We start from the raw sequence: 13,878 nt of genomic DNA, 5'->3' as shown, positions 1-13,878 counted from the left end.
GAATCAGATTCTCGTACCTGATATCGGTACGGGGGTTCAGGTGTCAAAAGGTCATTAAAAAGGCTTATCCCGCATCATCTAAAAGCGGCACCTGCTCGGTAGCAAGGTGCCGCTTGGTTGCTGGGGCCTAAAGCGATTAGTTTTCCGACGTGTTCATCCAGACGGTCATTTCGCCTTGGCCGCGGTTGCCCCATAGGTAGTACGGGACTGCGGTCAGCCGGGTAGGCTCAAGAACAGGAGGTTGCGTTCGGTACAAGCTGTCGGCTTCGTTGTCGGTTGCAGGCGTTACGCTGCGGAGCGCCTCGGTCTCTACTGCGATGGCGCCGCCGGGAAGATCGTCGGCGGGGCGTTCGGAGAAGATGGCGTTTTGGCTTAGACGCAGAGTCAAGATGGATTCGCCGTTATCGGCGCTTTCTGCGCAATAAACCAGCGGTCCGCGTTGTATTGCGGCTTTGTGGACGTCGGCGCGGACGCGGGTGTCGGCGTAGACAAGTGTCGTTTGGATCGTTAGCGATACTTCGACCACGTCGCCGTTGTTCCAATCGCGTTCAAGTAACAGGTAGCCGTCTTGAAGCTCGGAAGGTGAGAACTCAAGGGCTTCTCCGTTGATAGAGACAGTCATGTCCGGCGACCAGTTCGGTACGCGGAGTGCAAGGGCGAAACGGGCTTTTTGCTCCGCTGCGATCTCGAAGCGAACAGCTCCGCTCCAAGGAAGCTCGGCTTGCTGTTTGAGCGTAACGGAAGTGCCGCCGAGTTCGGCCGACAGTTCGCTGCCGATGTACAGATTGGCATAGAGCGTATCGCCGCGCTGCGTATAGACGTAACGGTTGAGCGAGGTGAGCAGACGGGCTACGTTAGGCGGACAGCAGGCGCAGCCGAACCAGGCTTGGCGCTCCGATTTCACATGGTGTTTGCCCGGGTTGCAGGAGCAGGCTTGCGGCCAGACTTCCAGCGGATTGACGTAGAAGTAATGTTTGCCGTCCTGAGCCATGGAGCCAAGCACGTTGTTGTACAAGGCACGCTCCATCACGTCCGCGTATTCGGATTTCGGTTCGAGCAGCAGCATGCGCTGGGCAAAGAAGATCAGGCCGATCGAAGCACAGGTCTCGGCATAGATCGTATCGTTCGGCAGATCATAGTCGAAGGTGAATGCTTCGCCGTGATGGGTGGAACCGATCCCGCCCGTGACATACATCTGGGTGCGCGTGATATTGTGCCACAGCGTGCGGCAGGCGGCTTTCAATTCGGCATCTTCGGTTAAACGGGCCAAATCCGCCATTGCCGTATACATATACACGGCACGAACGGCATGGCCCACGGCAACGGTTTGTTCGCGCACCGGCTTGTCTGCCTGGTAATACGAGGTGTCGATGTCGGAACTGCCGTGCGGTCTGAAGTGGCCGCGGCGGCCGCGCTGTTCCCACTCCCGGCGAATGAAGTTCGGCTCTTGGCCCCGTTCATTAATGAAGAAAGCCGCAAGCTTCAGATAACGATCTTCTTTCGTCAGATTGTAGAGTTTGACCAATGCGAGTTCGATTTCCTGGTGACCATCGTAGCCGCGAATTTGCCCTTCGCCCGTACCGAATACGGTCTCGACATGCTCGATCATGCGTTTCATGACATTAAGCAGTTTATCTTTGCCTGTTGCTTCGTAGTAGGCAACAGCCGCTTCGATCATATGTCCGGCGCAATAGAGCTCATGACAATCCGTCAGGTCGGTCCAACGTTTGCCCGGCTCCTTGATCGTGAAATACGTATTGAGATATCCGTCCGGTTGCTGCGCGGCTTCGATCAGGTCGATGAGTTCATCGGCGCGACGTTCGAGATCGGCGTCGCGACGGATTTGAAGCGAATAGCCCACGGCCTCCAGCCATTTCGCCAAGTCGCTGTCCTGGAAGACCCAGCCGACATATTCGCCTTCCGCTTGCCCGGCGGCAATACGGAAGTTTTGAACAGCGCCGCTCGGTTCGGCTCCGGGCGCCCGATCGTGAATCGCTTCATATTGATAAGGGATCACGACATTTTGCACAAGATCGGTATAAGGGGACCAGAATGGGTCGCTCAGGGTAACGCCTGCTGGCGATACGGCTGCGTGCTGCTTTGCATCGGACGGTTTCGGAATCGGATTCATTACAATTCTTCCCTTCGGATCGTAGATTCATGCGTGATTTAAGCCTGGCATGATTTCATTATATTCCTTAAAATAAAAGGGAACGACTCATAAAATCCCCCAAATTGTTGTCCGATTTCACACTGGTGGGCGAATCGTAACATTTCTCGATGATTACGTTTACAAAACTGAATAGAGCATGAAGGGAAACGTGAATAAAAGGCGGACAAAAGAAGGAGAGAATCGATTAAAATGACTCAGCCTGAAGGACCGATTGTTTATTTGGCTGCGCCGCCTTTTCCGTACTTTACGGAATGCGGCCGAAGCGTCTACGTACCGGGAGACGCGCATCCGAGTCGCAGGGATCTCGGAATGTTTGACTTGATTCTGGTTGAACGGGGCATGCTGTTTATCGGGGAAGAAGATCGACAATGGGAAGTCGGCGCGGGAAATACTTTGCTGCTGCTTCCGGATCGGTATCATTATTCAGTTCGTCCCTGCGAGAAGGAGACGAGCTTTGCTTGGATTCATTTTCGTGCTTTGGGAGAGTGGGGCGTTGCGGAGGAGGAGGGGCCTGCCTTTGCGGATCGGGATCGACATGCGGGGCAATTCGGTACGCTACCGTATACGATCCGGCTTCCGCAGTTCGGCACGCTTCCCGGTGCGCCCGGAGGCAGCGGGGAAGGCGAACGATTGCTGCGTCTGGAAGAACGAAGCTTGTCGGGAGCGGTTTGGGAGCGTCAACGATTGTTCGAGGAATTGCTGCGTTCGCTGGATTTGCGCCGCCGCGATCCGTCGGGCAGCCCGGCGGAAAGCGTGGCCGAGCGAACGGAACGCTATATTCGGGCGCATTACGCGGAGCCGTTGACCGGAGCAATCTTGTCGAACGAGCTGCATTTCCACTATAACTATTTGACCCGCTGCATGAAGCGGGTCAACGGTCTGACGCCTATGGAATATTTGGAGGAATGCCGGTTGGAGCAGGCGCGGTTGTTGCTGCTGCGCACCGAAGCTTCTGTCGCTTCTGTCGGAGAAAAGGTCGGGTTCGAGACAGCGCCTTATTTTTCGCGTCGATTTGCGGAGCGCTTCGGCATCTCGCCGCTTCGTTTCCGGCAGCGGCATACGCGTTAGAACGGACGAACCGATAGGTTTACGTCCTACACGGCCCATTCCTGTACCAACATAAAAGCGGCACCTGCCGCCACGGCATTCTCTTTCAGCTCCGCGAGCGAAAAAGCGGGGCTGTATTGCCGTCCGCGCGCGATGTTTTTCAAAGCGGTCGCGACAGCCGTCTCGTAAACGAGCGGATGGGCTTCGATCAGCGGTCCGCCCAGCACCACATTATCGGGGTGAAGCACATTGATCAGATTGGCAAGTCCGATGCCCAAGTAAGCGGCCGCTTCGGTAAATTGCTCCTTAACGAGCGCATCGTCCGCGTCCAAAGCTTCCGTCAAATCAGCGAAAGTGATATCGTCCGGATGGCGTCCGGTCAGCAAGCTCGGACGTCCGATCTTCAATTGGTTGCGAACCCGATGTTCCAGTGCGCGTACGGACACGAAAGCTTCCCATGCGCCATGATTGCCCCGTCCTTCAAAGCGAGGTCCGTCCGTCGCGATAATCATCTGGCCCACGGCTCCTTCGGCGTCGGCGGCTCCGCGAATCAGACGTCCTTCGGACATCATCGCGGCCCGCAGGCCGATTCCGGCATGGACATACAGCAAATGCTGGGCGCTTCGTCCCCGCAGTGCCCAGTTTTCCCCGAGCAGTGCGGTATTCGAACCGTTATCCAGTCGTGCGGGAATGCCGAGACGCTTCTCCAGCAGCTCACAGATCGGGACTTCATTCCAACCGGAAGCGGCAAAAAATTCCGGTTGGCGAATGACGCCCTGCTCCCGGTCGAGCGGGCCGACCGAGCCGATTCCGATGCCGAGCAAGCGTTCCGGTTTCAGTTCATGCTCAGCGAGAAACTGTTCGGCTTCGGCGCCCACGCGTTCGACCAGACGCTCCGGCGTCATGTCCGCATCCATTTTCCAACGTGTAGAGGCCAATAAATTCAAATGCATGTCATAGAGCGCCAGCGTCGAATAGATCCGCGAGATTTCGAGACCGAGCAAATAACGGTATGTAGGGTTGGTCTGGAACAGGATCGGTTTGCGTCCGCCTGTGGAACTGCCGAGTCCGGATACCCGAATGATTTCCTGAGCGGTCAAGTCGTCGAGGAGGCGGGTCATGCTGCTGCTGGTCAGTGCGAATTCCTGCATCAGCTCGGCTTTGGACACGGTGCCAAGTTCGAGGATGCGCTGGTAAACTTCCTTGCGGATGGACGTTTGAGAACGGGCGATCATCAGTCGAATCTCTCCATTTCCGAGTTTGTTAGTTGGTTATTAATCAGTATAAAGCACAGCCAGTCTCTTTTCTACACTTAAAGCATAGGAATAATCGACTTAATTTCACTGTGGTAAATAGTGGTGTGGATAAGTATATTATAGAGCAGTTTACATTTCTTTTTTCATTATTTTGTTTGTTTTTTCATGGAACTTAAAATCAAAATGATAAAATGTGCTATAATAGAGCCATTGGAATTTATAAAGGAACGTAAAAAGGAAAAGAGGCGAACCGAATGAAACTTGCGGCTGTAACGTCGGCAGAGCTTCGGATGCTTCCGCAGATCTTTATCGCTTTTCTCAAGATTGGCCCTTCCACCTTCGGTGGCGGCTACGCCATGATGGCAACGATTGAAAAGGAAGTCGTGGAGCGCAAAGGCTGGATGAAAACCGAAGAAATGGGAGACATGGTCTCGGTCGCAGGCTCTGCGCCGGGCGGGGTAGCGGTTAACTCGGCTGCTTTTATCGGCTATCGGCTCGGCGGGGTCGTAGGTGCGATCGCGGCGGTAAGCGGCATTACGCTGCCCACGCTCGCCATTATTTTGTTGTTGGGCTTGACTTATTCTTTTTTCGAAGACTACGTCAAGGTTCAAGCGGCGCTCAAAGGCATTCATGCGGCGGTCGTGGCTCTGATCCTGGTCGCGGCTTGGAAAATGGCACGGGCATCGTTATTTGATACGCTCACCTATATGCTTGCTGCTGCTGCTTTGGCGGTGCTGCTGCTGACGAATTTAAGCTCGGTTTGGCTCATATTGGGCGGGCCGGTGATCGGCATGGCTGTTATGGGCATTCGGCGATCAAGAAAGCTTGATGTACAGACGGAACCAATGTCGGAAAGATCGAATAAGGAAGCGATGCTGCCCGAATATTATATTTGAAGGTGAATACCATGCTGTGGGAACTTTTTATTGTGTTTTTTCGCGTCGGATGCCTGGCTTTTGGCGGCGGGTATGCGATCATGAGTCTGATTCAACGAGAGACGGCCGGGATGGGTTGGATCGGCATTGAACAGTTTCAGGAGATCGGGGCTTTGTCGGGGATGGCGCCGGGATCTATTGCGACCAATAGCGCGACATTGATCGGCTATGAACAGGGAGGTCTTGCCGGAGCGATCGTGGCGACGACGGGAATGATCTTGCCTTCGCTGATTCTGGTCGTGTTGCTCGCCGCTTTTTTCATCCGATTGCATGACCGCCTGAGTGTTCGATCTGCTTTTTACGGATTGCGACCGATTATTACCGCGTTGATTGTCTACGCCGCGATTTCTTTCGGGTTCGGCGGACAAGCGGAATCGGGCGGATTGTTCGGTTGGGAAACGTTAGGCATGCTGTTGATCTGCGGCGGTTGTCTATTGGCGATCGTCAAGTACAAGCTGCATCCGTTGGTCGTATTGCTGCTGTCCGCAGTAGCGGGTATCGTCATTTTTTGAAGCCTGAACGAGTTGCGGCAACTCCACTTCCCCTGACGGAAATGGAGTTTTTTGTTCATCTCAACAATCGGACATCTGTTGTCGATGATATAGATAACCCTGTTTAACGTTATTTGCCTTGAAAACGGGTTATCGATCACGATTATCCAAGCGCGTACGCAAACTCGTCGATAGCAGTCTTTTGACCGTTGCGTATAGGCCCTGGTGCACCGGAGGAGAAACGCCATGAGCATACTGATCGTCGACGACTCGATGATGAATCTCGCTTATTTCAAACAGGTGCTGTCCGAAGCTGGCTACTCGGGGATCGAGACGGCTTCCTCGGCGGAAGTTGCCCTTGAACGGCTCGGCATGAGCGGCGAACGCGTTCCGCGTAAAGCCGCTGCCTTCGATCTGATCCTGCTCGATATCGTGATGCCGGATATGGACGGCATCGAAGCCTGCCGACTTATCAAAGCCTGCCCGCCTTACGCCGATTTGCCCATTATTTTTTTGACGGGTGACCGACGGCACTTTAAGGAAGCTTTCGGAGCAGGCGGTATGGATTTTATTGAAAAAGGAGCGCCGGAGTACGAGCTGCTCGCACGCGTGCAATCCGCAATCCGACTGAAAAAAGAAACGGAAATCCGTAAAAGCCGCGAAGCCGGGCTGGTGAAGGAATTGCAGTTGGCGAAACGGGTACAGAAAACGGTACTTCCATCCCCGTTGCTTGAGCCGAGTATCGAAATTCACGCGCAGTATATCCAGTCGGACGAAGTCTCGGGAGATATGTTTTACTGGACTCGGATCGACGAACACCGCTGCGGCGTCATGTTAATTGATGTGGCGGGTCATGGATTGTCTTCTGCATTAATCAGCATGTCGGTTCGCTCCTTGCTGGCCGGAATGGTCAAGCGGATCTCGGAACCTGCTGAAATCTGCCGTGAGTTGAATAGCCAGATGTTCAGTTTGTTTGGCGGCAGCCGAGACTCGATTTATCTGACGGCCATTTACCTGCTGATTGACCAAGAGGCCAAGGAAATTCGTTACTTCAATGCGGGGCATCCGCCAGGTCTGTTTTTCCAAGCTGATCAGAAAGCGCATTATCTGGAAAAGACGGGCGTTCCCCTGGGGATTCGCAAAAAGATTGAAGGCGGGAGTGGCATCTACCGATATGAAAGTCCGGGGAAAATTTTGCTGTATACGGATGGATTGGTGGAGACGCCGAGAAAGTCGATCCGTGAAGGAATTGGCAGTTTGGAAAAAGTGGCGTCCCGGATTCGCTATCTGCCCAACGATCGCTTTACGGAGAAGTTGGCAGCGCTTGGGCAAGACAAGAACGACGATGTGTGTATTGTGTCGATTCAACTAAACGAGTAACAGCGTGGGTTGATCAATGAATCCAGGGATGGCGGGAAAGGAAGAAATGCCCATGGAAAGATCCATTATTACCAGAGCTAAAAGTGCCGAGCAGGCGGTTGACGAAGCCCTTAAACTACTGGCGGTTTCGCGAGAATCCGTGCAGATTGAAATTTTGGAGCCAGGCGGTCGGGGTGTGCTTGGGCTGGGTACGCGTCTCGCAGTCGTAAAAGTCACGGTCATCGACTCTGGATCAGTTTCAGCACTACAGTCTGCGGGAAGTCAGGAGATCACCGTTCCGACTGCCGAGACTTCTCATGAAAATACAGAAACTCAAATCGAGACCCTTCCTGTCTTGAACCCTGCTTCCGAAGAACAAGGCGGGATCGGCATCCATAATGGAAGGTTCCATATTCAAGCGACCGGCACAAGACTACCTCTATTGACGCCGCCGTCCGGTGCAGTGTTATATCGCAACGGCACGCAGATGGACGGAAAAGTATCCGTTTCTCCCGGTGACGAATTGAAGTTGGAGACGGCGCCGAAAGTGGAAGCGCCGATCTGGCGAATCGAGATTGACGAAGCTTGCTTGCGCGCGGAGCTACATGTTCGTCCCGGATTTGAGCGACAATTCACTCTGCTTGACTGCAAACCGCAGGCGAATCTGGTGGTTCCCGTGTCTGAACGGCGGACATTTCTTCCGATTCCTCAAGCCGAAGTTGCAGGCAGGCTGAAGGAACTCGGCGTTATCTACGGTGTTCGCGCCGAAATCATCAAGCAAGCGTGTACCTCCGAAGAGCCTGGGGTATTTGTGATTGCGGAAGGATCGTCTGCCGTTGAAGGGGCGAATGGAACGTTCAGCACCAACTTTGAGACCGAAACTAAACGTCTAAGTCCGCAAAGTCGTGAGGATGGCACGATCGACTATCGGGAGATTGTGGAATTTCCGACCGTGATTGAGGGTCAAGTGCTGGCGCGGACGTTCCCGGCAAGACCGGGTCGTCCCGGCAGGGATCTGCTGGATCGTCCGATTCAACCGCGTGTTGTCCAATCCATTGAGTTGGCAGCCGGAGAGGGAGTCTCGATTACAGAGGACGGCCGACGGGCGGTAGCGATTCGCTCGGGCATGCCGCGAATGAAGCATCAAGGCTTCCGGGTTCATCTCTCGGTGCTGCCGAAGCTGTCGCACCGCGGCGATGTCGATCTGAAGTCCGGCAATATCCGCTTCCGCGGCGATGTCGAAATTTCGGGCGGCGTTCAAAATGGAATGAATGTGGAGGCGATCGGAAGTATTAATATCCGGGGGCCGATCGCTTCGGCTACGATTGAGGCTGCTTATTCGCTAATCGCCTCGGGCAATCTGATCGGTGCTCATGTCAGCGTCGGCAAGCGGAGCGAATTTTTCAATCAAGTAGAACCGCTGCTGCTGGAGATCGCTTCCCAAACGCAGCTTCTCCAATCCGCGATCGAACAGCTCGGCCAGACGGCTGCATTCAAATTGAACGATATTCAACAGACAGGACTCGGAGCGCTTTTGAGCGTTCTGCTTCGGGGGAAATTCAAAGCTTTGCATGCGGTGCTTACCCGTTTCTCCGAGCAAGCTACAAAAAATGAGGCGCAGCTTGATGTGGACTGGAAGGATTATGCACACCGTCTCAAATATGGATTTCTGGATTTGCGACAAGGCGGTTTGCGGGATTCTGCCGAGTTGGATGCGTTCCGCAGACGGACGCTGGAGCTGGCCGAATCAGTGAGCGGACCGGAGGACCGACCTATTTTTGCCGAGCTTCAATACGTGCAAAACAGTCATGTCTATTGCGGGGGAAAGGTGCGTGCGGCAAAAGGTGCTTATAACGCTACGATCTACTGCCAAGGCGAGTTGGAGGCAGGCGGTACGCTAAGAGGCGGCGTCTACTTTGCGGGTCGGGGAATCGCGGTCAAGGAAGTCGGTGCTCCCGGCGGCGTCGCTACGAAACTACAGGTGCCGGAAACGGCAGTGATTCGCGCAACTCGGGTCATGGAAGGGACCGTCGTGCAAATCGGCCGTCGCTCCTTCCAGTTCGTCGAAGCGGCATCGAATGTACATGCCCGCTTGGGCTCGTCCGGCGAGCTTTTACTATTCTAATCATGATTCATTTCATATACAAAGAGGAGGAACAGCATGTTTGCTTATCAGATCCATAAAAGTGAAGAAGAAGCGATCGTTGTATTTGAGGGAGATCTGGATATTGAGAGCGGCGAAGTGTTGGAAGAGGATATTTTGCCGATCGTGTCGGAATATCCAAGCGTGCGCTTGAATTTTGGTGAAGTATACTTCGTGGACTCGTCAGGCATTGGTCTGATTATCCGCACTGTCGATGAATTGAGAGAAGGCGGGCGCACGGTCAAAATCGAGAATGTGCGTCCTGAAGTGATGGAAGTATTCGAGCTGTTGCAGATCCGCGAGATTCTCGGCGAGGATGTTTTCGAATAAGAAGGATTCCGCGGCTTGCACGGGTCATGCCGGAGCTTGAAACGGATAGCATATCCTATAGGAAAGGAACCGATGAGCGTGAAAACACCACCGAATACAACGAACCCTGCTCCGTATCCATTTTGGGCGTTGGCCGGATTTCTCTACGGGGCGATTCTCGCCGTCGGGGCCGGACAAGTCCCTTGGGCGCATGTGCTGCCGATTTTGCTGCTCACGTTATTGCTCGATTTGTTTCCGATCCGATTGATCAGCGGGGAAGAATTCGGAGCCGGCTTGATCGGCTTCTTGTCCCTGCTGATAGGATTCGGCTTCTACACCGCGCTATTGGGCGTATTCATCAGCTGTTTGGCTAACGAGGCCAGGCAAAGCGGTTTTCGGCCCAAAGCATTTGATCCGCTGCGCTGGTTGACCCGATTGGCGATTTATACGTTAAGCACATGCGGGGCCGCTTTGGCATTGGGCGGACTGATCGCGCTTTGGCCGGATGTACCGTTATACGCGAAGGCGGCGCTTGCCGCATTGGCTTTCAAAGCCGTAAAGCTTCCGCTGGATGCGGGAATGCGCAAAGTTTTGTCGGGGACGGCTTGGTTAGCGGGGATTCGGGGCCGATTGCGCGAGACCCTCGTTCCGATTCTGCTTTGCATCGTGGTCATTCCGCATTTTCTCGGCAATCTGTTGGAAGATGATACGGCGTACGAGTTGGCTTATACGGGTCTTTTGTTGTTTTTCATCCTGTACTTTTCCACCGTCTACGTTCGCGAAGTAGCGGGATGGCGGCGTACGTTCGAACGGTTCAGCCTGCTGTTCGAATCCCGGCTGTCCAAAGATCTCGAAGGACACGGAATCCGAAGCGGGGTCATTGCAGACCACTTGCTGGACCGTCTGGCCTACCCGCGCGATAAAAAAAGGGTGCTGGTGCAGGTGGCGATTCAGCACGATATCGGAAAGTCGACGCTGCCCGCTTATTTGTTTAACAAACGAGGTGCGTTATCTTTGTCCGAGGAAGACGAATACCGTTCCCACAGCGAAAAAGGGGCGGAGATCATTCTCACGCTGACAGAGGATAGCCGCGCGGCCGAATGGGTGCGGCATCATCATGAACACTGGGATGGCAAAGGCTTCCCTATAGGACTCAAAGGCAAAGCTATTCCTTATGAATCCCGTATTTTGTCTATCGCCAGTCGGCTTGATCATGTATTGAGACGGGAAAATGATGACGAGGCGGTCTGCGCCTACATCCAGCGGTTAGCAGGCCGGGAGATCGATCCGCAACTTGCCGCTGCCGTGGATGTAAGTTTTGTACAGGGCGTGCGGGAGAAACTGGAGCAGCGAGGTCTGGTATCCGGACCGCTTCCCGAGCCGGAAGAATCTTACGAATATGCGAAAACTGCGGAACGCGGTTCCGATTCGGACGAAGAGCAAGGTTCCTATGTAGGGTCGAGCACGATGTTGAAACTGGCAGCGGACGGCTTGTTGTACGGATTGGAACAACCGGCGCTTGAAGCTTACATCGTTCGGCTGGCGAGACGCGCCGATGCGGAGCAGACTTCCTTTTATGAAATTTTGAAGTGCGAAGATCGTACGTACGAAGCTCACTTCTACCCGGAATATGGCGAGGTACGTATTGCATTAACGGATATTACCCCGGCAATCGCCTATCGGGATAAGCTGCATGCCGAGACGCTGAATGCTTATCGGGAAATCATGTCGGCCTTGTCGGAAGGCAAAGTCTCCTTATGCCTAACCAAGGAAGAACTGCTGGGTCGGCTGGGCGAGCGTCTGGAAGCCGTCACGGTGGCCGAACGAACGGATATCGCCCGAAGCCGCGACCTGGCCGCAAGCTATATGCCGCAAGGCGATCCCAAGCGCATCATGCAGGTGAAACTGGCGGTATCCGAAGCGGCAACCAATCTGCTTAAGCATGCGCTGGGCGGACAGGTCACCGCATTCGCGCGCGAAGGTTCGCTTCAAGTCCTGGTACACGACGAAGGCTCGGGAATCGCTCTGCACGAGCTGCCGAAAACTTTCGTCGTATCCGGCTACAGCAGCAAACGCTCGCTCGGCAGAGGATTCGGCGTCATGTACGCTTCGGCAGACCGGATGTTCCTTTACACGGACCCGAAAGGAACCCGAGTTCTATTAGAATTCGACGGCATGCTCCAAGCCCCCGGCGAAGCCGAATCGAAAAGCAACCTTCCGCAAACAGCTACCTTTGTCCAAACGAAGCCTATTCCGAATGAAGACACCGGTACAACCCGAACCGCGATCGCCGGGAATCGATTGTCTCTTTGATTATCCTGTAAGGCGGAGGCTGGCTTTCGCCTTAACGTATCAAGAAAACCAAACGTAACTGGAAGCGAGAAGACGTAGAGAAAAATTCAGTGAAAGACGCCTTTGAACTCGGAAAATTCCTTATTCAAATCCCATCCATTTTCCGAGTGAGACAGCGAATTGAACGAATTTTTCTCGCAGTCTTCTCGCTTCCCCCTCCTACGTAACTTTCTCAACCCCTTGAGCGAAACCAACTTTCGCTCTTTTTTCATGCGCAAAAATAGCTTCCAACGTTCACTTATCAATGTTTTATATAAGCAAATCGAAAAACTCTATTAGCCGGAGCCGTTTCAGAGTGATAAAGTTAACAGCAATCAATCCCGAGTAAACAAATGGGTGATATAAAATTAAAAGCGGGGGTGCACAAAATGAGTGAGGTTTTCCGGAGAGCCGTGGCTGAAGATGCCCAGCGGTTGGTCGACGTTACGTACGGAGCCTACGAGCTGATTCGCGAGCTGGGATTGCACTGGCCCGCGGCCCATGCCGATATCCCGATGGTGCTGCAAAACATCGAGGCCAACGAGTGTTACGTGCTGGAGGAGAACGGAATCGTGGTCGCCACGGTCACTTATTCCACCAGCGGAGAAGCCAAAGCGATCACCGAACTGCCGTTTATCAAGTGGTTCGCGGTCGATCCTGAATATTCGAACAAAGGATACGGCGGACGATTGCTCGACTGGGTCGAACGGGAGATCATCCTCGGTACGCACGGACACGACGAAGTCACGCTGGCGACGGCGAAAAAGCATCCGTGGTTAGTGGAGATGTACGAACGCCGCGGATATGAACGCATTCTGGAAATCGACGCCAAAAACGGAGACGGGATCATGTATCTGTTCCGAAAAAATATCGCGGATTACGCGTATGCGGACCGCGTTGCGAACCAAGTTTAGCCGATCACCATAAAATCGACCACATTCAAAGGGGATAAATAAAATGAACTTCAAAAAAAGAAAAAAGAGTTTGATCGTATCTGCGCTGGGTCTGATGATTTTGGCTTCGGGGTGCGGAACGAACAGTGAACCCGCGGCACAAGCTTCCGGTTCAGACTCCGCCGCGACAGGCGGGAAAGTGACAAAGATCGTCGTAGGCACAGGAACAGGGTTCCCGCAGGTGTGCTTTATCGACGAAAACGGCAAACTGACCGGATTCGACGTCGAACTTTTGCGTAAGATTGACGAACTGCTGCCGCAATACGAATTTGAATTCCAAACGATGGACTTCGGCAATCTGCTGTTGAGCCTGGAAACGGACAAGATTGATCTGGTTGCTCACGTTATGGAAAAGAACCCGGAACGCGAAGAGAAGTACGCGTTCAACTCCGAAGCTTACGCGCATTGGCGCAACCGGATCGTCGTCGCCAAAGACAATGACTCCATTAAGTCGCTGGACGATCTGCAAGGCAAAAAAGTGCTGACCAGCGCAACGAGCGCCGAAGCGCAAATCCTTGAAAACTACAATAAAGAAAACGACAAGAAGATCGATATCGTGTATCAAAGCGGACAAGCCAACGATACGGTCAGCCAAGTCGTCTCGGGACGCGTCGACGCGACGATCGCAGCCGATTTCGTTCTGCCGATCATCGACCCGCAAGGCCAATTGAAACAAACGGGCGAAGAGTTGACATCGGACGACGTGCTGTACGTGTTCCGCAAAGACGACGCCGACGAAAAAGCGTTGTCCGACGCGATCGACGGCGCAGTCAAAGAACTGAAAGAAGACGGTACGTTGAGCGCGCTGAGCACGGAATGGCTGGGCAGCGACGTAACAGGCGATCATGCCGAATAATCAAGCGAAAGAATGAACATTCAAG

11 protein-coding genes are annotated in these 13,878 nt (G+C 53.7%); 9 read left to right on the top strand and 2 right to left on the bottom strand.

From position 1 onward, the window contains the following. Nucleotides 1-136 precede the first annotated feature (136 nt). A complete protein-coding gene (locus SACSAC_RS21330; protein ID WP_037290128.1) occupies nt 137-2,131 on the bottom strand; it encodes a glycoside hydrolase family 127 protein in 1,995 nt (664 codons plus the stop codon). Nucleotides 2,132-2,362: 231 nt separating this feature from the next. Between SACSAC_RS21330 and SACSAC_RS21325 the strand changes: the two genes are divergently transcribed. Continuing rightward, nucleotides 2,363-3,241, top strand: coding sequence for a helix-turn-helix transcriptional regulator (locus tag SACSAC_RS21325; protein ID WP_037290126.1), 879 nt, complete (start codon nt 2,363-2,365; stop codon nt 3,239-3,241). Nucleotides 3,242-3,267: 26 nt separating this feature from the next. On the opposite strand, the gene SACSAC_RS21320 is transcribed toward SACSAC_RS21325, so the two are convergent. Further along, the gene (locus SACSAC_RS21320; protein ID WP_037290124.1) at nt 3,268-4,455 is read right to left on the bottom strand and encodes an ROK family protein; all 1,188 of its coding nucleotides are present in this window, start codon (nt 4,453-4,455) and stop codon (nt 3,268-3,270) included. Between the two features lie 275 nt (nt 4,456-4,730). On the opposite strand from SACSAC_RS21320, the gene SACSAC_RS21315 reads away from it, so the two are divergent. The 8 genes from SACSAC_RS21315 to SACSAC_RS21280 all read left to right on the top strand — a co-directional run bounded on the left by SACSAC_RS21315 (nt 4,731) and on the right by SACSAC_RS21280 (nt 13,853). Beyond that, nucleotides 4,731-5,372: a chromate transporter gene (locus SACSAC_RS21315; protein ID WP_037290122.1), complete on the top strand. Its 642-nt coding sequence runs from the start codon at nt 4,731-4,733 to the stop codon at nt 5,370-5,372. 11 nt (nt 5,373-5,383) lie between these two features. Then, complete coding sequence (locus SACSAC_RS21310) at nt 5,384-5,923, top strand: chromate transporter (RefSeq protein WP_037290121.1); 540 nt, start codon at nt 5,384-5,386, stop codon at nt 5,921-5,923. Nucleotides 5,924-6,148: 225 nt separating this feature from the next. Beyond that, on the top strand, nt 6,149-7,282 hold the full coding sequence (locus SACSAC_RS21305; protein WP_037290119.1) for a PP2C family protein-serine/threonine phosphatase: 1,134 nt from the start codon (nt 6,149-6,151) through the stop codon (nt 7,280-7,282). 52 nt (nt 7,283-7,334) lie between these two features. After that, nucleotides 7,335-9,386 carry a FapA family protein gene (locus SACSAC_RS21300; RefSeq protein WP_037290117.1) on the top strand — a complete coding sequence of 684 codons (2,052 nt, stop codon included), beginning with the start codon at nt 7,335-7,337 and terminating at the stop codon, nt 9,384-9,386. Nucleotides 9,387-9,422: 36 nt separating this feature from the next. Beyond that, the gene (locus tag SACSAC_RS21295; RefSeq protein ID WP_037290114.1) at nt 9,423-9,734 is read left to right on the top strand and encodes an STAS domain-containing protein; all 312 of its coding nucleotides are present in this window, start codon (nt 9,423-9,425) and stop codon (nt 9,732-9,734) included. A 72-nt stretch (nt 9,735-9,806) separates the two neighbouring features. Then, entirely contained in the window at nt 9,807-12,026 is a 2,220-nt protein-coding gene (locus tag SACSAC_RS21290) for an HD domain-containing phosphohydrolase (RefSeq protein ID WP_051507304.1), read from the top strand. Between the two features lie 407 nt (nt 12,027-12,433). After that, entirely contained in the window at nt 12,434-12,958 is a 525-nt protein-coding gene (locus SACSAC_RS21285; RefSeq protein WP_037290111.1) for a GNAT family N-acetyltransferase, read from the top strand. A 43-nt stretch (nt 12,959-13,001) separates the two neighbouring features. Continuing rightward, nucleotides 13,002-13,853, top strand: a complete 852-nt coding sequence (locus SACSAC_RS21280; protein ID WP_037290109.1) for a transporter substrate-binding domain-containing protein — start codon at nt 13,002-13,004, stop codon at nt 13,851-13,853. Nucleotides 13,854-13,878 lie beyond the last annotated feature (25 nt).

It is taken from the genome of Saccharibacillus sacchari DSM 19268 (genome assembly GCF_000585395.1).
GTDB classification, from domain to species: Bacteria; Bacillota; Bacilli; order Paenibacillales; family Paenibacillaceae; genus Saccharibacillus; species Saccharibacillus sacchari.
This window is presented reverse-complemented; position numbering and strand designations above follow the sequence as displayed.